Consider the following 20,771-nt stretch of genomic DNA (forward strand, 5'->3'; position numbering starts at 1 on the left):
CAGCTACCAGCTGTCAGCTAATAGCTTAACCCAATGAAATACCCCGAATACAAACAGCCGCTCGACTACGCCAAAGTAGGGGAGGACGTGCTGGCCTGGTGGCAGCAAAACCACATTTTTGAAAAGAGCGTGCGCAGCCGCGAAGGCCAGCCCACGTTCGTATTTTACGAGGGGCCCCCGTCGGCCAATGGAGCCCCGGGCATCCACCACGTGATGGCGCGGGCGGTGAAGGACATCTTCTGCCGCTACCAAACCATGCTTGGCAAGCAGGTGCCCCGCAAGGGCGGCTGGGACACCCACGGCCTGCCCATCGAGCTGCAAGTGGAGAAGGAGCTGGGCATCACGAAGGAGGACATCGGCCACAAAATCAGCATCGAGGACTACAACCAGCGCTGCAAGGAAACGGTGATGCGCTTCAAGGCCCAGTGGGACGACCTGACCCAGAAAATGGGCTACTGGGTGGACCTGGATAATCCCTACGTCACCTTCGAGCCCGAATACATCGAGAGCTGCTGGGCCCTGCTCAAGAAGCTTTACGACAAGGGTCTGCTCTACAAAGGCTATACCATCCAGCCCTACTCGCCCGCTGCCGGCACCGGCCTCAGCTCGCACGAGCTGAACCAGCCCGGCACCTACAAGGACGTGAAGGACACGACGGTAGTAGCGCAGTTTAAGGTGAAGCGCGATGAGGTTTCGGAGAAGCTGTTTGCCGTTCTTGATAAAAGACGCAAAATTGTTGATAGAAGTGTAGCTTCTAGAGAATCAGAAGAAGATGCTGCTGAGGTAGAAGAGGTATCATTTGCCCCAAGAAATTTATTCATCTTGGCTTGGACAACGACTCCTTGGACCTTACCCGCAAATACAGGTCTAGCAGTAGGGCGAAGCATTAGTTACTTGCTTGTTGCAACAATTAATCCCTACACACACGAGAAAATCGCGGTAGTACTTGCTCGCAATCTGATGAGTCGGTACTTCGATGTGAAAAATATTCCCGGTCTTGACGTTGACGATTCGCATTATTCCGCCCAAAATAATGGTGTTGGAAAAGATGGTAAAATCACTCAATGGAATATTCTAGCTGAATTCACCGGCGCGGACCTGGTTGGCATCAACTACGAGCGCCTATTCAATGCCGAGGCTGGTTTCCCGCACTTTGAGGGCGAGGAAAACGCGTTTCGCGTCATCCCGGCCGACTTTGTAACCACTGAAGACGGCACGGGCATCGTGCACATCTCGCCCACGTTTGGCGCGGACGACTTCCGGGCGGCGCAGCTGGCGGGCATTCCGGCCCTGATGGTGCCTGACGACCAGGGCAAGCTGGGGCCCATCGTGGACCGCACGGGCCGCTACGTGGCCCAAATGGGCGAGTTTGGCGGCCGCTGGGTGAAGAACTACGACGGCCACGACCAGAGCGGCGCCGACTACAAAACGCTGGACGAGAGCATCGCCATCCGGATGCGCACGAACGGCACGGCCTTCAAAACCGAGAAGTACGAGCACACCTACCCGCACTGCTGGCGCACCGACAAACCGGTGCTCTACTACCCGCTCGACTCGTGGTTCATCAAGACCACCGCGGTGAAGGACCGGCTCATCGAGCTCAACAAAACCATCAACTGGAAGCCCGAAAGCACCGGCAGCGGCCGCTTCGGCAACTGGCTCGAAAACCTGGTGGACTGGAACCTCAGCCGCTCGCGCTACTGGGGCACGCCGCTGCCCATCTGGCGCACCCAGGACCGCACCGAGGAAATCTGCATCGGCAGCATTGCCGAGCTGAAGGCGGAAATTGACAAGGCCGTCGCGGCCGAAGTCATGACCCACAATCCCTACGCTAACGGCGAGAAAATTGACCTGCACCGGCCCTACGTGGACGACATTTTCCTCGTTTCGCCCAGCGGCCAGCCCATGTACCGCGAGCCCGACCTCATCGACGTGTGGTTTGACTCGGGGGCCGTGCCCTACGCGCAGTGGCACTACCCAATTGAAAACGCCGACGTTTTTGCCAAGAACTTTCCGGCCGATTTCATCGCCGAAGGCGTGGACCAAACCCGCGGCTGGTTTTTCACGCTGCACGCGCTGGCCGTGATGCTAGAGGATTCGGTGGCGTTCAAGAACGTGATTGCCAACGGCTTGGTGCTGGCCAAAGACGGCCAGAAGATGAGCAAGCGCCTCGGCAACGCCGTGGACCCGTTTGCCACCATCAAGCAGTTTGGGCCCGACGCCACCCGCTGGTACCTCATCGCCAACGCGCCGCCGTGGGACAACCTCAAGTTCGACCCCGCCGGCGTGGTGGAGGTGCAGCGCCGCTTCTTCGGCACGCTCTTCAACACGTACTCGTTCTACGCCCTGTACGCCAACCTCGACGGGTTTGAAATCGACGAAAACAACCGCGTTCCGCACGTCGATTTGAGCGAGCTGGACCGCTGGGTGCTGAGTAAGCTCCAGTCGCTCATTGCCGAAGTGCGCTTGCAGCTTGATAGTTATGACCCGACGAAGGCCGCCCGCGCCATCCAGGATTTCGTGACCGACCACCTCTCCAACTGGTACGTGCGCCTCTCGCGCCGCCGCTTCTGGAAGGGCGAATTGACGACCGACAAGCGCGGTGCCTACGAGACGCTGCACGAGTGCCTGACTACCGTGGCGCAACTCATGGCGCCCATCGCGCCGTTCTTCGCCGAGTGGCTGTACCAGAACTTGGTAGGAGTGGAGTTAAAAGTTAAAAGTGAAGAGTTAAAAGATGAAAACTCCCAAGTTTCTAACTCTCAACTCTCAACTCTTAACTTCTTCAGCTATATCGAATCGGTGCACCTCACGCTACTGGCCGCGGCCGATGCCACCCGCATCGACAGGGCCCTGGAGGAGCGCATGGAACTGGCCCAGCGCATCAGCTCGCTGGCCCACTCGCTGCGCAAGAAGTCGGTGCTGAAGGTGCGCCAGCCCTTGCAGCGCATCTTGGTGCCAGTACTGAACGACTCGACCAAGGAGCAAGTCGGCCTCGTGGAAGACCTGATTTGCGCCGAAATAAACGTCAAGCACATCGAGTTCCTGACCGATGAGAGCGGCGTGCTGGTGAAGTCGGTGAAGCCGAACTTTAAGCGCCTGGGCCAGCAGTACGGGCCCCGGCTGAAGGCCGTGGGGGCCCGGATTCAGGCCATGACGGCGGCGGAAATTTCGCAGCTGGAGAAGGAGGGAAGCCTCGCCGTGGAAGTCAACGGCGAGCCCATCACCCTGGCCCCCGACGACGTGGAAATCCGCACCGACGATTTGCCCGGCTGGCTCGTGGCCACCGATGGGCCCCTAACCGTGGCCCTCGACGTAACCCTGACCGACGAGTTGCGCCAGGAAGGCCTCGCCCGCGAGCTGGTAAACCGCCTCCAGAACCTGCGCAAAGACTCGGGCCTGGAAGTGCAGGACCGCATCCGCGTGACGCTGGCCGACCAGGAGCCCGCCCTAACGGCCGCCGTGGCCGCCTTTGGCGACTATATCCGCACCGAAACCCAGGCCCTGGCGCTCGATTTTGCGCCGGAAGTGACGGGCGGCTCGGTGCTGGAATTTGACGACTTCGCGGTGCCCGTGCGCCTCGAAATCGCAACTAGCTGAGGCTGAACGACTCGCCGGGGCCCCAAGACCCTGGTGAGTCCAATGCCGCACAAGTGTTCAATAAGCTCGTCTTTATCGGTCCAAAAGACCAGTAAATCAGTTATAAAAGGTATAAAAAGTCGATAAGCCGGTTCCCTGTTGCTCCGGCAACTTCCCGGCACGCTGCCATGCAACCAACCCGCACCACCCGCCCCCAAACGGCGCTCAATTTCTTCCTGCTGGCCCTGTTGGTCATCGGCCTCGACCAGCTCTCGAAGTGGGCCGTGCACACCTACATGCAGCCCGGCATGCCGGGCGAAATTCCGCTCTTAGGCCACTGGCTCAAGCTACATTATACCCTCAACCCCGGTATGGCCTTCGGCGTGGAATTGCCGCCGCCGTACGGCAAAATCCTGCTCAGCGGCTTCCGCCTGCTGGCCGTGGGGGGCCTGAGCTGGTACATCGTGAAGCTGTGCCGCGAGCGGGCCGCCGCGGGCTTCATTGCCTGCATGGCGCTCATCCTGGGCGGGGCCGTGGGCAACCTGGTCGATTCCATTTTCTACGGCCTATTGTACAAGAACGCACCGTTTGGGGCCCCCACGCCCTGGTTCCACGGCCAGGTTATCGACATGATTTACGTCGACATCTACGAAGGCTTCCTGCCGCAGTCGTGGCCGCTGCTGGGCGGAAAGTACGTGTCGCTGTGGCCCATCTTTAACATCGCCGATTCGTCCATCTTCATCGGCGTCGCGCTGATTCTACTTAACCAAAGCCGGTTTTTTCAGCAGGAGGAAGCCAGCCCGCAGCCCGCGCCCGGCACGGCCGAAGCCCCGGCCGCACACTAACTTCACGTCCCCGGGGCCCCTTGGCTTCGGGGATTTTTCTTACTTGCCACCGCACATCCCGCTGCGCTTTTCCGCTCCGCCATTTCTTTGCATTCGCCGCCCGTGCCCCAACCGCTACTTGCCGTTTCCAATCTTACGCTCGATTTCCTCAGCCACCGTGGCCACACCCGGGCCGTAGACGGCGTGTCGTTTGAGTTGAGCCGGGGCGAAACGGTGGCGATAGTGGGGGAGTCGGGTTCGGGCAAATCGGTCACGTCGCTGGCTTTGCTAGGGCTGATTCCCATGCCGCCCGGCCGGCTGGTATCGGGCTCGGCCGTGTTTCAGTCGGGGGCCCTGGGCGAAGTAGACCTGCTGACCCTGCCCGAAAAGCAGCTGCAAAAAGTGCGGGGCAACGACATCGGGATGATCTTCCAGGAGCCGATGACCTCCTTGAACCCCGTGCTCACCTGCGGGGCCCAGGTGGCCGAGGCCCTGCTGCTGCACACCAGCCTCAGCAAAGCCGAGGCCCGGGAGCGCACCATCGAGCTGTTCACCGAAGCGCAGCTGCCGCGCCCGGCCGGCATCTTCACCAGCTACCCGCACGAGATTTCGGGCGGCCAGAAGCAGCGCGTGATGATTGCCATGGCCATGGCCTGCCGACCCGCGCTACTCATCGCCGACGAGCCCACCACGGCCCTCGACGTGACGGTGCAGGCCCGCATGCTGCGCCTCATCGACGACCTGCGGCGGCAGCACGGCACGGCGGTGCTCTTCATCACCCACGACCTGGGCGTGGTGGCCGAAATTGCCGACCACATCCTGGTCATGTACCGCGGGAAAGTGGTGGAACAGGGCCCCGTGCTGGAAATCTTCGAGAATCCGCAACATCCGTACACAAAAGGCCTTCTGGCGTGCCGTCCGCGCCTCTCGGTGGGCCTGAAACGGCTCCCCGTGGTGGCTGATTTCATGGCGGAAGACGCCAGCGGGTTCCTCACGGCCCAGCCGGCGCCGGTGGTGGCCTTGGAGGATGAGGTACTTACGGATTCATCGCCCGAAATCGAGGCCCAGCAGTTACGGGATAATTCCGGTACCACCAAAACGTTCCCCGTGGAACATCTACAGATGGGCGTGGAACAACCTGCTCCAACTGGGGCCCCGGCGCGGGTGCCCCAGCCCGGTGGGCCCCCAGCTTTGGCCGCCAACGGCGCTGTTGCAGAAGCGCAGCCGCTGTTGCAGGTGGAGAATTTGCAGGTGCACTTCCCCGTGCGCAGCGGCTGGTTTCAGCCCAAGGCCGTGGTGCGTGCCGTAGACGACGTGAGCTTTACGCTCTACCCCGGCGAAACGGTGGGCCTCGTGGGCGAGTCGGGCTGCGGCAAAACCACCCTGGGCCGGGCCCTGCTCCGCCTCACGGAACCTACCGCGGGCCGCATTCTGTTTGAAGGCACCGACCTCGCCCGGCTGCCAGCCGAGGAGTTGCGCCGCCGTCGGCGCGAGTTCCAGCTGGTATTCCAGGATCCCTACGCGGCCCTTAATCCGATGCTGACGGTGGGGGAGGCCATCTGGGAGCCCATGCGGGTGCACGGCGTGGGCGGCACCCGGGCTGCGCAAAAGGCGCGGGTACTGGAGTTACTACAAATTGTGGGGCTGCGCGAGGAGCACTTCTTGCGCTACCCGCACGAGTTCAGCGGGGGGCAGCGGCAGCGCATTTGCATTGCCAGGGCCCTGGCCTTGCAGCCCAAGCTGATTGTGTGCGACGAGTCGGTGTCGGCGCTCGACGTATCGGTCCAGGCCCAGGTTTTGAACCTGCTCAACGACCTCAAGCGCGAGTTCGGTATTACCTATTTATTCATTACCCACGACCTGTCGGTGGCCCGCTTCATGAGCGACCGGCTGCTGGTGATGCACCAGGGCCGCATCGTGGAGAGCGGCCCGGCCGCTGCCATTTACGCCCACCCCCAGCACGCCTACACCCAGGGCCTGCTGGCCGCCATTCCCAAAGACAGCCTGGCCGACATCCGGTCGGCGGTGGCCGGGCGGGCGGCTTGATTAGTTGTCGGATGTTAGTTTTTGCTCGGATGAAATTATCCCAATTGCGAATAACTGACAACTAGCACCTGCCAACCAGCAACTAAAAACCTACGCTTATAACCTCGCGACCATGGCCGCGTTTTACATACCTACTGCCGGGCCCCGTCCGGCTTCTCCGCCCGCCGCCTCGGCTCAATTCACTTATTGGCGGCCTACGTTTTAAATGGAACCAACGAATCCCCCCCGGCCCGCCCGCGCCAAGCGCGAACAGCCCGCCCCCGCGCCCATCACCCAAGAGCTGGTGCTGCGCGCTTTTACCGACAACCCCGACAAGGTGCTGGCCTACCGCCAGCTCTCGCGCCGCCTGGGCGTGACCACCAAGCAGCAGCGCGAAGAGATATTCGGTTACCTCAAGAAGCTGCGCCAGCTCGGGGCAATTACGCTGCTTCAGAACGACGAGTACCGCCTGGCCGACGTCAGCGTCGCCCCCGCGCCGGAGCTGCCCGCCAAGGGCAAGAAAACCGTCAAGGCTGGGGCCCCCGCCAGCCACTCGTCGGGCCGCGAGCCGGTGGCCGAGTTCGGCCAGGACCCCATCGTGCACCGCCGCCGCGAGGCGGGCTTCGACTACGTGGGCGACGACTCGCGGCCCAGCCGCGACGCGAATACCATCATTGGCACGGTGGATTTGGCCACGGCCAACTTTGCCTTCGTGGTGCCCGAGGCGGAGGGCAGCGACGACATCCGGGTGTTTACCGACCAGCTCAAGTTTGCCTTGCAGGGCGACGTGGTGCGGGTGCGCATGCGCGGCTCGCGCGACGGCCGCCCGGTGGGCGACGTAGTGGAAGTGCTCAAGCGGCAGCGCCCCGAGGTGGTGGGCCGCCTGCAAGTGCAGGGCACGCTGGGCTTCGTGAAGCCCGATAACCGCAAGATGTACTTCGACGTGTTCGTGCCGCCGCACGCCCTGGGCGACGCCCGCAATGGCGACAAGGTGCTCGTGCGCATCGTGGAGTTTCCGGAGGATAGCCACCGCCAGCCGGTGGGCGAGGTGGTGCGCAACTTCGGCCAGGCCGGCGGCAACGAGGCCGAGATTAATGCCATCATGGCTGAGTTCGGGTTGCCGTTTGAATTCCCGGCGGAAGTGGAAGAGGAGTCGGAAGCTATTTCTGATGTCATCCCCGAATCCGAAGTGGTCCTGCGCCGCGACTTCCGCAACATCACCACCTTCACCATCGACCCGGCCGACGCCAAGGATTTTGACGACGCGTTGTCCATCGAAAAGCTGGAAAACGGCAACTGGGAAATCGGCGTCCACATCGCCGATGTGACCCACTACGTGCGTCCCAACACCGAGCTGGAGCGCGAGGGCAAGCACCGCGCTACGTCGGTGTACTTGGTCGACCGCGTGATTCCGATGCTGCCTGAGCGGCTGTCCAACGGCCTCTGCTCGCTGCGGCCCAACGAGGACAAGCTGACCTTTTCGGCCGTGTTTGAGCTGGACGAAAACGGCAAGCTCTACGAGTCGTGGTTTGGCAAAACCATCATTCATTCCGACCGCCGCTTTGCTTACGAAGACGCCCAGGACCGCATCGAAACCGGCGAGGGCGACTACGCCGAGGAGGTGAATATGCTCAACGGCATTGCCAAGAAGCTGCACGCCCAGCGCTTCAAGCAGGGGGCCATCAGCTTCGAAACCCAGGAAGTGAAGTTCCGCCTGGCCCCCGACGGCAAGCCGCTCGGCGTGTACGTGAAGGAGCGCAAGGACGCGCACAAGCTCATCGAGGAATTCATGCTGCTGGCCAACCGCAAGGTGGCCGAGTTCGTGTTCAATCTCAAAAAGACCAAGCCGCGCTACACCATGGTGTACCGCACCCACGACGCCCCCGAGCCCGAGCGGCTCCAGAACTTCGCCCTCTTCGCCCAGAAGTTTGGCTACACCCTCAAGCTCGACGACCCCAAAAAGGTCAGCACTGAGCTGAATACCCTGAGCGAGGAAGTGATGGGCAAGCCCGAGCAGAACGTGCTGCAAGGCCTGGCCATCCGCACCATGTCGAAGGCCATTTACTCGACCGAGCCGCTGGGCCACTTCGGCCTGGCCTTCGCGCACTACTCGCACTTCACCTCGCCCATCCGCCGCTACCCCGACATGATGGCCCACCGCCTGCTGGAACACTACCTGCTGGGCGGCAAGAACGTGCCCGTAGCGCCGGTGGAAGACGAGTGCAAGCACTCGTCAGCCCGCGAAAAGCTGGCGGCCAACGCCGAGCGCGCCAGTATCAAGTTCAAGCAGGTCGAGTTCATGGCCGACGAGATTGGCAACGTCTTCAAGGGCGTGGTGTCGGGCCTCACGGAGCGCGGCATGTACATCGAGATTGAGTCGAACAAGTGCGAAGGCATGGTGCGCCTGAGTGATATTCCAGGCGACACCTTCGAACTGGACAAGGACAACTACCGCATCGTGGGCCGCGGCAGCAAGCGCATCATCCAGTTCGGCGATGAACTGGACGTGGTAGTGAAGTCGGCCAACCTGCTCGACCGCACCATCGACTTCGACCTGGTGGACAACCGGCCCGACGACGTGAAGCGCCGCGAAGCCGAGGAGCGCAAAGCCCAGCGCAACGCCCCCCGCGGCTACCGTGAGCATTCGGGCGGCGGCCACAAGGGCGGCTCGAAAGGGGGCCCCAAGGGCGGCAACCGTCGCCGCTAGTTTCCAATGATTGGGACTAAACTGTCATCCTGAACGCAGCGAAGCGGAGTGAAGGACCTGGTGAGAATTGAACCGCATGCAGTAGATAGTCACTGCTAATTGTTCAGCTTTCTTAAGGTCCTTCACTCCGCTTCGCTGCGTTCAGGATGACACCTGATACCAACCGAGATACTTTTAAAAGCTGTCCTTTGTATTTACATGACGCCACAAGATTTCCCCGCTCACATCACCGCCGCCCTCGCCGAGCTCCACTACGGCGAGGCGCCCGACACGCTCTACGACCCCATCCGCTACATCATGGGCCTGGGTGGGAAACGCATCCGGCCGCTGCTCACGCTGCTGGGGGCCCACGTCTTCACCGACGAGCTGGGGCCCGTCACCAAGCCCGCCCTGGCCACGGAGGTATTCCACAACTTCACCCTGCTGCACGACGACCTGATGGACCAGGCCCCGCTGCGCCGCGGCCGGCCCACGGTGCACGAAAAATGGAACCCCAACGTGGCCATCCTCAGCGGCGACGTGATGCTGGTGCGCGCCTACGAGCTGTTCTTCGACGTGGCCCCGGCGCTGCTGCCAGCAGTGCTGCGCCGCTTCAGCCAGACGGCCGCCGAGGTGTGCGAAGGCCAGCAGTGGGACATGAAATTTGAGACCGAAGCCCAGGTCAGCATTCCGCAGTACCTGGATATGATTCGCCTGAAAACGGCCGTGCTTCTGGGCTTCTGCCTGGAGCTGGGCGCCCGCCTCGCTGGGGCCCCCGAGGCCGATGCCGAGCACCTGCGCCAGTTCGGTACCGACATTGGCCTGGCCTTCCAGTTGCGCGACGACCTACTGGACGTGTACGGCGACGCCGCCACCTTCGGCAAGCGGGTGGGCGGCGACATCGTGTCGGACAAGAAAACCTACCTGCTCCTCACCGCCCAGGCCCAGGCCAGCGCCGCCCAGCGCGCCGTGCTGGCCCAGCACATTGGCCAGCCCGTGGCCGACGCCGACGCCAAAGTAGCCGCTGTGCGCGCCGTGTACGACGAGTTGGACATCCGGCCCCAGACCGAAGCTCTTATCAACGATTACTTCCAGGATGCCTTGCAGCACCTGGCCCGCGTGGGGGCCCCCGAGGCCCGCAAGCAACCCCTGCACCACCTCGCGCTCCAGCTTATGGACCGCGAAAACTAACTTATCGTGCCCCTTCCCATCATCGTCCTTATCGCCCTCACGGTGCTCGTGTCGGCCTACGCCCTATCCAAGCCCGAATTCATGGATGCCTGGATACTCGAGCCGGCCCTCATGGCCCGGCGTGGGCAATGGTACCGCTTCCTTACCTCCGGCTTTTTGCACGCCGACTGGGGCCATTTGCTGTTCAACATGTTTGCCTTTTACTCCTTCAGCCCCGTGGTGCTGGGGGCCCTGGAGGGTAATTTTGGGCAGCTGCCGGGCCTGGGCTGGTTCCTGCTGCTCTACCTGGGCGGCATCGTCCTCTCCGACGTGCCCACCTACTACCGCCACCGCCGTGACGCCAACTACCGCAGCCTGGGGGCTTCGGGCGGCGTGTCGGCGGTAGTGTTCGCCAGCATCCTGCTGTTCCCAGTAGCACCGGGCGGGGGCGGCATTATCATCTTCCCCATTCCGTTTCCCATTCAGCCCTTCCTGTTTGGTTTCCTGTACCTATTCTACTCGTGGTACCAGGGCCGCCGCCGGGGCGACAACATTAACCACGACGCCCACTTCTACGGGGCCCTGTTCGGCGTCGTACTGATGGTGGCCTTGCTGCCAGCCACCGCTCCCCAATTCTTCATGCAGGTGAAGCAGTTTATCTACTCAAAGTTCTGATAACCTGTTACTTAACTATATAAACCTTGATTTTTCCATATCCATTTGTCGTTAAGTGCGTAGAAGGGGGCAAATTCACCACTTTCACCCTACTCTGATGCGCACTTTCAACTCTTTCGTTTCGCGCGTGCCCCTCGCCACGCTGCTGCTGCCCTTCCTGCTCCTAGCCACCTCGTGCAGCCGCTACACCAACAACGGTAACTTGGCCATTTGGGGTTACGTGTTGTTGGCGCTTGACGTGCTGGCTTTGCTCGACGTATTCCGCCAGCCCTGGGACATTGGCAAGAAAATTCTCTGGGCCGCCATCATCTTCTTCTTCCCCTTGGGCGGCTTGATCATCTATTACCTCTTCGCCGGTCGCGGCAAGTAGCCCCCTCTCAGTTAGCCTTAAAAGCAAAAGGCCGGCCCGTCATCACGACGGGCCGGCCTTTTGCTTTTAAGGCTATCTAATGGAGTAGCTATTGCAGTAGCTTCCGCTTTTCTAGGCTCGCCGCACGGCTCAGCAACTCTCCCGTATTCGTGATTTCGGTCATCTGCCAGTGGTCGCCCCGGTGTAGCATTTTTACTTCTATCACCATCGTGGTGTCGTAGCGCGGCTGCGTAAACTCAATGCCCACCAATGCCTGCTCGCCCTGTTCATTGGCATATTTAATTCCCTTGAATTTGCTGTCGGGGCCCATCACTTTGCCCGCTAAGCCTAGGATGGACATGTTCACGCCGTGGTTCGGAGCAGCTTCCGCCGCTGCTGCCACCGACCCGGTTTCGACATAGCGCACCACTTCCTTACGAGCAACGCTGGCCAGTGTGGGTTTTAGCAAGCGCAGGGCCCCGCCCATCATCAGGCCACCGCCTGGCACCAGTGCCGTCAGCAGCGAGCCCTGGCTGGCCACGTTATCAACCAAGTGGGAAGCGACGCTGCCCACATCCACGAATTTTTCGAAGCTGGCAACGTCGTGCGCCCGCACAGCCGCCGCGGCCTGCACCAGGGCCCCAGTTGGACCGTCCTTTTTGCTTTTCACGTAGTAATAGGCCCCAGCAGCTAGCGCCAGCAACACGACGAAGAGGAACAGTTTTTTCATTTGTAAGCGAATAAAAAAGCGGTATTGGTGAGAAATAGAGAAAGGCAATCAAAGTACTTGCAGGTACTCAAAATTACCTGTACCTACGGCCGATGCGAAATCTTTCGCGCAGCAATTAGTAAAAGGCTCCCACGCCAGTATTCATTCATGCTAACCGCCAATCGCCCCCCAAACGGTGTCGCCCCCAGGCTCCCCGAAGTGCACGGCCACCGGGGATGCCGGGGCCTATTTCCTGAAAATACGTTGCCAGGGTTTCTGCATGCCGCAGCCCTAGGCGTGGATGTGCTGGAAATGGACGTTGTTATTTCGGCCGATCAGCAGGTAGTAGTGTCGCACGATCCGTGGCTGGCCGCTCACCTGTGCCGCAATGCTGAGGGCCTCCGTATTGCCTCAGCTCAAGAGCGCAAGCACAACTTGTATCATATGCCTTATGCTGCCATCCGGCAGTGCGACTGTGGGAGCTGCCCCAATCCGGACTTCCCGTTGCAGCAGCCAGCAGCCGCGCCTAAGCCGCTGCTGCGGGAGGTTCTGGCCGCTACTGAGCGTTTGCCCCGCCCGCCCAGATGCAAGCCCCTACGCTACTCTGTGGAGATAAAGTGCACCCCCGCCGGCGACCATCTCTACCACCCCGAGCCGGCGCAATTCCTGGCCCTAGTGCTGGCCGAGCTGGTAGCAGCCGGTGTGGTGCCTCGCACCACACTGCTGTGTTTTGATCCGCGGGTATTGCGCTTGGCCCGCGCCCAGCTTGGCTCCAGTCTGTCTTTGTGCCTGCTCAGCGAGAGCAGCCAACCTTGGCCCGCCGCTGTGATTGAACTGGGCTTTCAGCCGGATGTTTTCGGTCCCAATTACGAGTCGGTCACCCCCACGGCTGTAGCGGAGCTTCGCCGTTTGTACCCGGGCACTGGCTTGGTGCCGTGGACCGTAAACAACCCTGTTGATATGCAGCGGTTGCTGTCAATGGGCGTCGAGGGCCTGACTACCGATTACCCGGACCGTTTGCTCGCCATTTTGGCGCTGAGAGCGTAAAGTAATTACAAATAAAGAGTTATTGTTACAAATAATGATACAATATACATCTGTGTAATAGTAACAGTGTTACTATGCATTACATACGTCATTTTTTTGTACGCTGTAACAGACGACTATTTTTGCTTGCATTTTTGCTTTATTACTGTAATTGATACATCTTTGTATTATTCGATCTGATTCAACACTTAAATGCCACACCAAGGCGAAATCCTTCAGGAAGCGATTAAAAGCAGCGGTATTTCCATCACGCGCATCGTGGAGGAGATGGGTATTACACGCCCAACGATCTACCGCAAATTCAAAGAAGACACAATTGACTACAATTTCGTAAAGCGAGTTGGCGATGTAATCGGGCATGATTTTGCGAATGACTTTACAAATTCCCAACAACCACCTTTGTCATTTGTAACACAACCGGTTGGTGTTACAGGTCGGTCTGCTGTTACACCCCGTGTAACACCGCCTGCCATCAGTGATAATAGCCTTTCCAGCCAGTTATTAGCCCTTCAGACTAAGTACATCGCCTTGCTTGAAGCCTATAATGAGTTGCTTCTAAAAGTGTACGGCCCCCGTTAACAAAAATGTTCCACGTGAAACATTTTTGTTGCTATTCTACCTAAATAAATTGGCGCAAGGGTTACAGGAATACCACTTCTTTCACTACTGATTCGCCTACCTCGGCGTTGATGAGTTCGAGGACTTTCGTCTTGGCCATCATCAATTCGTGCTTCAAAGGAGCCGACGTTAACCGAACGAAAAGCTTGCCTTGGTACACGTACACCTCCTTTGTTTTGAGAGCAACTGGTTTTCCCATCACCCGCTCCCAGCTGGCCACCACGGTCACCTCATTTAGCTTTCCTTGCAACCGATAAGCTTTCACGAGGGCTGCCAAGCCATCCTTCAAATCGATGACGTCGTTGCGGCGAGAAGAAGCGGAGGGGCCTTGTTTTTTCACGGAGTGGCAGCGGAGCCGGTAGGGGAGAGGGCCCCCGCAAAAACTGCGAATGGCTCCTCTTGCCCCCAACAGGGGTAGGCCACAAAGGTACAACGCCCCCCCGTGGGGCTTGCCCCTACAGCTGTACAGCCGTGCCGCCTTGCACGCGAAACCGGCGGATATCTCCGCGCACGTTGGCCAGTGCTTGGTCGGTGCGCGCTAGGTTGGTATCCGTAAGAAAGACTTGGCCAAAGGTGTCGTCGGCCACCAGCTCTAGTAGCCGCGCTATGCGCTTGTCGTCAAGCCGGTCAAATATATCGTCGAGCAGCAGCAGGGGCTTAGCAGCCGCAGTGCCCGCTGCGGCGAGCCGCGTGGTCAAGGTTTCGAACTGAGCCAGCTTGAGGGCGATGGCGTAGGATTTCTGCTGGCCTTGCGATGCATAACTCTTGACGGGTAACCCATCCATCAGGAAAACAAAGTCGTCGCGGTGGGCCCCGGTGGTGGTGCGCTGCATAACCAAGTCGCGGCGTTCGTTCTGGCGCAGCAGCTGGCCGAAGTCGGTTTCCAGCAATTGGCTCTTATAAGTAAGCGAGACTTCTTCCCGGCCGTCGGCCAACTGCTGGTAGTGATGCTGGAAAATGGGGGTGAAACGTTCTAGGAAAGTAGTCCGCTGTTGGCTAAGCTCCGTTCCTAATGGCACCAATTGATCGTCAATCGCCAGCAAGTAGTCATGGTCAAAGCCGTGGGTAGGACGTTCGGCGGCTTGCTTTAGCAGGGCGTTGCGTTGGCGTAACAGAGCGTTGTAAGAAATGAGCACATCCAAAAACCCGTGGTCGAATTGTGAGAGCAAACTATCGAAATATTTTCGGCGCTCCTCACTGCCCTCGCGGATGAGGTCAGTATCGTAAGGAGATACTAGCACGGCGGGGTAGCGGCCTATATGGTCGGCCATGCGCTCGTAGGGCTGCTTGTCGTGCGTCAGAGTCTTTTTCTGGCCTTGGCGAAGGCTCACCTGGATGGTTTCGGCATCTGCACTCTCATCAGTGCTAAATTTGCCCTTAACTACAAAAAAATCAGCACCTTGCTTAATACTGTTGGCATCCACGGCTGTTAAAGCGCTTTTGGTAAGCGATAAGTAGTGGATTGCGTCAAGCAAGTTGGTTTTGCCGCTGCCATTATCACCGATAAAGCAGTTGAGCCCGGGTGTGAATTGCAGCGTTGCCGCCTCGTAATTCTTGAAAAAAAGGAGTTGCAACGAGTCTAAGGTCATCGGGTTGTCGGTAGTACGGGCAGTTTTACGTAATTTCGCCCTCCCAACGCGAATAACCTATACGTGCTATGGCGGATACGAAAGTAAAAGAGGCCCCTAAAAATGCACCCGATGTGCCCGCTGCCAATGGCAACGGCAAAGCCCAGCAAGTAGCCACCGCGCCGCAGCCCGACGCTGCCACGCCGGGCCCCGACCGCCCGGTGGACGCCGAAGGCGGGGCTGAGCCACGGGCGCAAACCATAACCGCGCCCACCTTCCCCAAAGAAATATACCTGCGCTGGTACGAGCAAATGCAGCTCATGCGCAAGTTTGAGGACAAAGCCGGCCAGCTCTATGGCCAGCAAAAAATCAAAGGTTTCTGCCACCTCTACATTGGCCAGGAGGCGTGCGTCGCCGGGGCCGTGTCGGCGCTGGAAAAGGGCGATAAGTACATCACCGCTTACCGCGACCACGCCCACCCGCTGGCATTGGGCACTTCACCCAACGCTGTGATGGCTGAGCTGTACGCCAAGGCCACCGGCTGCTCGAAGGGCAAGGGTGGCTCGATGCACATGTTCGACAAAGAAGTTGGGTTCATGGGCGGCCACGGCATCGTGGGCGGCCAAATTCCAATGGCCGCGGGCATTGCCTTTGCCGAGAAGTACAACAAAACTGGCAAGCTCTGCATCTGCTACATGGGCGATGGCGCGGTGCGCCAGGGGGCCCTGCACGAGGCCTTCAACATGGCCATGCTGTGGAAGCTTCCCGTTATTTTTGTGGTGGAAAACAACGGCTACGCCATGGGGACTTCGGTGCAGCGCTCGTCCAACGTGACGGAGTTGTACAAGCTGGGCCTGAGCTACGACATGCCGTCGCAGTCGGTGAACGCCATGCAGGTAGAAGATGTGCACCACGCCGTAGCCCAAGCCGCCGAGCGCGCCCGGGCCGGTGAGGGCCCCACGTTCTTGGAGTTCCGTACCTACCGCTACAAGGGCCACTCGATGAGCGACCCGGCCAAGTACCGCACCAAAGAAGAGCTGGAAGAGAAACGCACCCAGGACAGCATCGAGGCCGTGCGCCACACCATCTTGGAAAACCAGATGGCCACCGAAGACGACTTGAACGCCATCGACGAGCGCATTAAAGGTGAAGTGCAGGCCGCGGTCGACTTTGCCGAAGTTTCGCCGTACCCCACGCCCGACGAGTTGTTCAAGGACGTGTACGTGCAAGCAGATTACCCTTACATCCACGACTAATTGCGCTGCCGAGGAACTGCTCGTCCGGCAGGGTCCGATTCGTCCATTTCAGGATACTATGTCTAAAATTCCGTTCACTGGCAAAAGCCAGCAGGCCCGCCAGGGGCAAGTGCAACAGGCCGTGCCCGCCGACCCGCTGGCCCCGGCCGAAAACTACGCCACGGAGAATCCGTTGCTCGAAGACCCCGATGCCTTGGCTGCTCGCCTAGTCGAATCAGAGGACTTTGTGCGCAACAACCGCAACCTGCTGCTGGGCATCCTGGCGGTGGTGGTCGCGGCCATCGTTGGCGGTTTTGGCTATTACACCTGGCGCGGCCAGCAAACCCAGAAAGCGCAGACAGCCATGTTTCGGGCTGTTGACGCCTGGGAGGCAGACTCGTTGAAAAAGGCCATGAAGGGTGACGGCCGGGCCCCTGGCCTGGCTACCGTGGCCAATGAGTACGGTAGCACCAAGGCCGGTAACTTGGCCAATTTCTACGCTGGCGTAGCTTCGCTGAAAGAGGGCAAGTACAAAGACGCGCTTGATTACCTAGAAGACTTCAGTTCGGACGACTACTTGGTGCAAAGCCGCGCCTATGCCTTGATGGGTGACGCGCAACTGGAACTGAACAAACCCAAAGAAGCCGCCGACCTCTACGCGAAAGCTGCCGACAATAAAGCCAATGAGTACTTCTCACCCGGCTACCTGATGAAGGAGGCTACGGCCCGGGAGCTGGCCAAAGACAGCGACGGGGCCCTCAAAGCTTACGACCGCATCCTCAACGAATATCCTTCGGCTCAAGAAGTAGCTGAGGCCCGGCAGTTCAAAGCCCGACTGCAGAAATAACCTCTACTTGCGTCACAGTTTGAAGTTTGAATGCGCTTCCCCAACCGGGAAGCGCATTTTTTGTCTTTAGCCTCGCGGTCTTGGGGCCCCGGGGCCTAATTTGTTCTTCTTATTAAAAATCCGTGCTGCCACGGATAAACAATTAAACCAGCGCTTTTATGGCCACTTCTCTGCAACACCTGAGTACCTACGACGCTTCTAATTTCATCGACATCAGCGACAAGCGCTTTGGCTTGGTAGTGGCCGATTGGAACCGTGAAATAACTGATGTATTAAACGCCGGGGCCTACGACACGCTGGTGAAGCACGGGGCCCTGGCCGAAAACATCTTCCGCAACAGCGTGCCCGGCAGCTTCGAACTGACGCTGGGGGCCCAGTTCCTGGCCCAGCATGAAGAAATCGACGCCGTGATTTGCCTGGGCGTGGTAATCCAAGGCGAAACCAAGCACGACGACTACATCTGCCACGCCGTGGCCCAGGGCCTTACCACCGTCGGGCTAAAGTTTAACAAGCCGGTAATTTTTGGGCTCGTGACCACCAATACCCTTGAGCAAGCCCAGGACCGCGCCGGCGGCAAACTTGGCAACAAAGGTGTAGAGGCTGCCGTGGCCGCCATCCAAATGTTGAGCTTTTGAGAAGGTTAGGCGAAACCACAACACACTTGTTACCTTTGCAGACCGGGGCAAAGGGCCTATGAAACCCACCGGTGGCAAAGCGGATAGGGGGCCGGTAAACTATTTATCTGCCACAACCGTTGCCTTGCCCATCTACGGGTTGTAAGCGCACTTATTCTGATTATTCCTTTCCTTTACCATGACCGACGAAAACGTCCGCTACTCGCGGGAAGACTTAAGTGAATTCGACCAGATTATCCAAGAAAAACTGGTGGCCGCCCGGCGGGAGCTTTCCTTCATCAAAGAAACCCTGACCCGCCGCAACGATTCGGGTACTGATAACACCGCCTCGTCGGCCAAGGTATTGGAAGACGGCGCCGACACGGCCGAGAAAGAGAGCATGAACCAACTGGCCTCGCGCCAGATGAAATTTATCCAGCAGCTGGAAAACGCGCAGGTCCGCATCAAAAACGGTACGTATGGCGTGTGCATCGGCACGGGCAAGCTCATTCCCAAAGAACGACTCCGCGCGGTGCCCCACACCCAGCATTCCATCGAAGCCAAAATGGCGCGCCGCGATTAGGCACTATGCCTGGCGCTTTGCGCGTTCGACAGTCGGTACTGAATACATTCGGTGATCAGAGCGGCCGGCCCGGCCGGGCCCCGCATCTGATCCATCGGCTATTCGGTACCGACTGCTTTTTTAATTAATCCATCCCTTACCAACCGTACCGTAGCGATACGGCACTTAGCTATTGTTCCCCATGGGCAAGCAACATTTTTCCAAAGACAAGAACGACCGTCGCGGCGGTGGTTCCAGCGGCTCCGGCCGTCCATCGTCCAGCGACCGGCCCAGCAGCGAGCGGCGCTCTTTTTCGGGCGACCGGCCCAGTAGCGACCGGCGCCCCAACACGGGCCCCGGGGGATTTGGTGGCGGTAGCCGCGGCGCCGAGCGCGGCGGTGCCGGCCGCGAGCAATCGGGCGGCGGTAGCTACGGCGGCGGCCGGCCTTCGTTCGGCGGAGGTAGCCGTGAGCAATCCGGCGGCGCCAGTGGCCGGCCCTCGTTTGACGGGGGCAAGCGGTTTGGCGGCAATGCCGAGCGGCGGCCCTACGGCCAGGGCGGTGGCGCCAGCTACAGCGCCGCGCGCCGCGATGAGCGGCCTGACAGCAGCAGAGAGCAGCGCACCGGCACCAGCTACGGCCGTACCGAGCGCAGCCCCGAGCGGCCCCCGCGCGAAGGCTTCGGCCGCAACGGCGGCGAGGCCAACGAGCGCCCCGCCCGGCCCTACCAGCCCCGCGAAAACTGGAGCGGCCAGCCCTACCGCCAGGAAGGCCGGCCGGCCGTGCCCCGCGGCACACCGGGCGAGCGCAACCGGAAATTCCAAAAGCAGAACCCCTACGGGGCCCCCGAGGGCGAGACAAGCGCTAGCCGCAGTACCACGGGCACCGGTTTCGGCCGTAGCACGCCCCGCGAGGAAAGCGCCCCGCGCTCGGCCGACGAGCGGGGTCCTAACAGGCCCATCCGGGCAGCGCGGCCCTTCGAGGCCAACCCGCCGCAGCCCCGCGAGGAGCGCGGCGACGACCGTAACAGCCGCCCCGACCGCAATGACCGCAACGCGGGTGGCGACCGTGACGGCAGCCGCGACCGGGGCTTCGGTGGCGCGCGCGGCGGCGAAGGCGGCTTCGAGCGCAAGTTTACGCCGGGCGCATTCGGCAAGCGCGATGGGGCCCCGGGGGCCCCGCGTAGCAACGGCGAGCGGCCGGGTGGCTTCGAGAAGCGCGGCTTTGGCGGCGAGCGCGACGCGGTGCGCGTGGGCAATGCCCGCCCCGACGGTGACGAGCGCCCGGCTTTAGGCAAGTTCGCGCAGCGCCGCGAGGAACTGAAGGCCCAGGAGCGCAGCGTGCGTCGCTCGGGCACCGGCTACGGTACCGCTGTCCAAACCAACCGCGCCGACAAGCCCCGCTTCGGCGAGCGCCCCGGTGAGGCCCCCGACTACAAAAACCTCAAGCACTACGACGCCGACCCGAACCGCGGCAACAAACGCCGCCGCGACCAGGAGAACCAGGATTTTGCCACCGATGAGCTGCGCTTGAACCGCTACATCGCCAACGCCGGCATTTGCTCGCGCCGCGAGGCCGACGCGCTAATTGCCTCCGGCGAAATCCGGGTGAACGGTGAAGTGGTGACGGAAATGGGCTACAAGGTGCAGCCCACCGACACGGTGCAGTACGGCAAGACTAACCTTAACCGCGAAAAGTCGGTGTACGTGCTGCTGAATAAGCCCAAGGATTTCCTCACCACCACCGACGACCCGGAGGGCCGCCGCACGGTGATGGAGCTGGTAGCCAACGCCTCAAAAGAGCGCATCTTCCCGGTGGGCCGCCTCGACCGCAACACCACCGGCCTGCTGCTCTTCACCAACGACGGCGAGGTGGCCCAGCGCCTCTCGCACCCCTCGCACAAGAACAAGAAAATCTACCAGGTCGAGCTGAGCACGCCGTTGACTGAGGACGACCTGCGCAAGATTGGCGAAGGCATCGAGCTGGAGGACGGCAAGGCTGAGGTGGACGACGTGGCCGTGGTGGCGGGCAACCCGCACTTCGTGGGCATTGAAATCCACATCGGGCGCAACCGCATCGTGCGCCGCATTTTCGAGCACCTAGGCTACGACGTGGTGGCCCTGGACCGCGTGCAGTACGCCGGCCTTACTAAGAAGGAATTGCCCCGCGGCAAGTGGCGCTTCCTGAGCGAGCAAGAGGTAATTCGATTGAAGTACTTCATGTAAATTGTTAAATACTTGGGGGTTAAATTGTTGAGACTATGC

17 protein-coding genes are annotated in these 20,771 nt (G+C 60.3%); 14 read left to right on the forward strand and 3 right to left on the reverse strand.

The window, feature by feature from the left end; all coding sequences use genetic code 11:
• Positions 1–33: 33 nt before the first annotated feature.
• The 7 genes from ileS to AXW84_RS24120 all read left to right on the forward strand — a co-directional run bounded on the left by ileS (position 34) and on the right by AXW84_RS24120 (position 11,329).
• Positions 34–3,600: an isoleucine--tRNA ligase gene (gene ileS, locus AXW84_RS21015; RefSeq protein ID WP_068237990.1), complete on the forward strand. Its 3,567-nt coding sequence runs from the start codon at positions 34–36 to the stop codon at positions 3,598–3,600.
• Between the two features lie 167 nt (positions 3,601–3,767).
• Positions 3,768–4,424, forward strand: a complete 657-nt coding sequence (locus tag AXW84_RS21020; RefSeq protein WP_068237994.1) for a lipoprotein signal peptidase — start codon at positions 3,768–3,770, stop codon at positions 4,422–4,424.
• 102 nt (positions 4,425–4,526) lie between these two features.
• Positions 4,527–6,449, forward strand: coding sequence for an ABC transporter ATP-binding protein (locus AXW84_RS21025; RefSeq protein ID WP_068237997.1), 1,923 nt, complete (start codon positions 4,527–4,529; stop codon positions 6,447–6,449).
• A 205-nt stretch (positions 6,450–6,654) separates the two neighbouring features.
• On the forward strand, positions 6,655–9,135 hold the full coding sequence (gene rnr, locus AXW84_RS21030; RefSeq protein WP_068238000.1) for a ribonuclease R: 2,481 nt from the start codon (positions 6,655–6,657) through the stop codon (positions 9,133–9,135).
• Positions 9,136–9,333: 198 nt separating this feature from the next.
• The gene (locus tag AXW84_RS21035) at positions 9,334–10,305 is read left to right on the forward strand and encodes a polyprenyl synthetase family protein (protein ID WP_068238006.1); all 972 of its coding nucleotides are present in this window, start codon (positions 9,334–9,336) and stop codon (positions 10,303–10,305) included.
• Between the two features lie 6 nt (positions 10,306–10,311).
• On the forward strand, positions 10,312–10,959 hold the full coding sequence (locus tag AXW84_RS21040) for a rhomboid family intramembrane serine protease (RefSeq protein ID WP_236943188.1): 648 nt from the start codon (positions 10,312–10,314) through the stop codon (positions 10,957–10,959).
• Positions 10,960–11,056: 97 nt separating this feature from the next.
• Positions 11,057–11,329 carry a PLD nuclease N-terminal domain-containing protein gene (locus AXW84_RS24120; protein ID WP_068238010.1) on the forward strand — a complete coding sequence of 91 codons (273 nt, stop codon included), beginning with the start codon at positions 11,057–11,059 and terminating at the stop codon, positions 11,327–11,329.
• 88 nt (positions 11,330–11,417) lie between these two features.
• On the opposite strand, the gene AXW84_RS21050 is transcribed toward AXW84_RS24120, so the two are convergent.
• Positions 11,418–12,038, reverse strand: coding sequence for a hypothetical protein (locus AXW84_RS21050; RefSeq protein WP_068238017.1), 621 nt, complete (start codon positions 12,036–12,038; stop codon positions 11,418–11,420).
• Positions 12,039–12,185: 147 nt separating this feature from the next.
• On the opposite strand from AXW84_RS21050, the gene AXW84_RS21055 reads away from it, so the two are divergent.
• Positions 12,186–13,064: a glycerophosphodiester phosphodiesterase family protein gene (locus AXW84_RS21055; protein ID WP_068238025.1), complete on the forward strand. Its 879-nt coding sequence runs from the start codon at positions 12,186–12,188 to the stop codon at positions 13,062–13,064.
• A 192-nt stretch (positions 13,065–13,256) separates the two neighbouring features.
• The gene (locus AXW84_RS25250) at positions 13,257–13,643 is read left to right on the forward strand and encodes a helix-turn-helix domain-containing protein (RefSeq protein WP_071892395.1); all 387 of its coding nucleotides are present in this window, start codon (positions 13,257–13,259) and stop codon (positions 13,641–13,643) included.
• A 61-nt stretch (positions 13,644–13,704) separates the two neighbouring features.
• On the opposite strand, the gene AXW84_RS21060 is transcribed toward AXW84_RS25250, so the two are convergent.
• Entirely contained in the window at positions 13,705–14,022 is a 318-nt protein-coding gene (locus AXW84_RS21060) for a DUF721 domain-containing protein (protein WP_071892950.1), read from the reverse strand.
• A gap of 115 nt (positions 14,023–14,137) precedes the next feature.
• Complete coding sequence (gene recF / locus AXW84_RS21065; protein WP_068238028.1) at positions 14,138–15,271, reverse strand: DNA replication/repair protein RecF; 1,134 nt, start codon at positions 15,269–15,271, stop codon at positions 14,138–14,140.
• A 200-nt stretch (positions 15,272–15,471) separates the two neighbouring features.
• Here recF and pdhA point away from each other — a divergent pair, with 200 nt between their 5' ends.
• From pdhA to AXW84_RS25585, 5 genes are all read left to right on the forward strand, one after another.
• Entirely contained in the window at positions 15,472–16,506 is a 1,035-nt protein-coding gene (gene pdhA / locus AXW84_RS21070; protein WP_068239876.1) for a pyruvate dehydrogenase (acetyl-transferring) E1 component subunit alpha, read from the forward strand.
• 58 nt (positions 16,507–16,564) lie between these two features.
• Positions 16,565–17,332: a tetratricopeptide repeat protein gene (locus tag AXW84_RS21075; protein ID WP_236943189.1), complete on the forward strand. Its 768-nt coding sequence runs from the start codon at positions 16,565–16,567 to the stop codon at positions 17,330–17,332.
• Positions 17,333–17,490: 158 nt separating this feature from the next.
• Entirely contained in the window at positions 17,491–17,967 is a 477-nt protein-coding gene (ribH, locus tag AXW84_RS21080; protein ID WP_068238031.1) for a 6,7-dimethyl-8-ribityllumazine synthase, read from the forward strand.
• A gap of 178 nt (positions 17,968–18,145) precedes the next feature.
• The gene (locus tag AXW84_RS21085; protein ID WP_068238034.1) at positions 18,146–18,529 is read left to right on the forward strand and encodes a TraR/DksA family transcriptional regulator; all 384 of its coding nucleotides are present in this window, start codon (positions 18,146–18,148) and stop codon (positions 18,527–18,529) included.
• A 181-nt stretch (positions 18,530–18,710) separates the two neighbouring features.
• On the forward strand, positions 18,711–20,732 hold the full coding sequence (locus AXW84_RS25585) for a pseudouridine synthase (protein ID WP_082774151.1): 2,022 nt from the start codon (positions 18,711–18,713) through the stop codon (positions 20,730–20,732).
• Positions 20,733–20,771 lie beyond the last annotated feature (39 nt).

Source organism: Hymenobacter sp. PAMC 26628, from assembly GCF_001562275.1.
Lineage (GTDB): Bacteria > Bacteroidota > Bacteroidia > Cytophagales > Hymenobacteraceae > Hymenobacter.

Coding starts and splice junctions, on each gene's coding strand:
- AXW84_RS21020 (WP_068237994.1), top strand. CDS start 3,768: ATGCAACCAACCCGCACCACCCGCCCCCAAACGGCGCTCAATTTCTTC.
- AXW84_RS21035 (WP_068238006.1), top strand. CDS start 9,334: ATGACGCCACAAGATTTCCCCGCTCACATCACCGCCGCCCTCGCCGAG.
- AXW84_RS24120 (WP_068238010.1), top strand. CDS start 11,057: ATGCGCACTTTCAACTCTTTCGTTTCGCGCGTGCCCCTCGCCACGCTG.
- recF (WP_068238028.1), bottom strand. CDS start 15,271: ATGACCTTAGACTCGTTGCAACTCCTTTTTTTCAAGAATTACGAGGCG.
- ileS (WP_068237990.1), top strand. CDS start 34: ATGAAATACCCCGAATACAAACAGCCGCTCGACTACGCCAAAGTAGGG.
- AXW84_RS21055 (WP_068238025.1), top strand. CDS start 12,186: ATGCTAACCGCCAATCGCCCCCCAAACGGTGTCGCCCCCAGGCTCCCC.
- ribH (WP_068238031.1), top strand. CDS start 17,491: ATGGCCACTTCTCTGCAACACCTGAGTACCTACGACGCTTCTAATTTC.
- AXW84_RS25250 (WP_071892395.1), top strand. CDS start 13,257: ATGCCACACCAAGGCGAAATCCTTCAGGAAGCGATTAAAAGCAGCGGT.
- AXW84_RS21050 (WP_068238017.1), bottom strand. CDS start 12,038: ATGAAAAAACTGTTCCTCTTCGTCGTGTTGCTGGCGCTAGCTGCTGGG.
- AXW84_RS21075 (WP_236943189.1), top strand. CDS start 16,565: ATGTCTAAAATTCCGTTCACTGGCAAAAGCCAGCAGGCCCGCCAGGGG.
- rnr (WP_068238000.1), top strand. CDS start 6,655: ATGGAACCAACGAATCCCCCCCGGCCCGCCCGCGCCAAGCGCGAACAG.
- AXW84_RS21085 (WP_068238034.1), top strand. CDS start 18,146: ATGACCGACGAAAACGTCCGCTACTCGCGGGAAGACTTAAGTGAATTC.
- AXW84_RS25585 (WP_082774151.1), top strand. CDS start 18,711: ATGGGCAAGCAACATTTTTCCAAAGACAAGAACGACCGTCGCGGCGGT.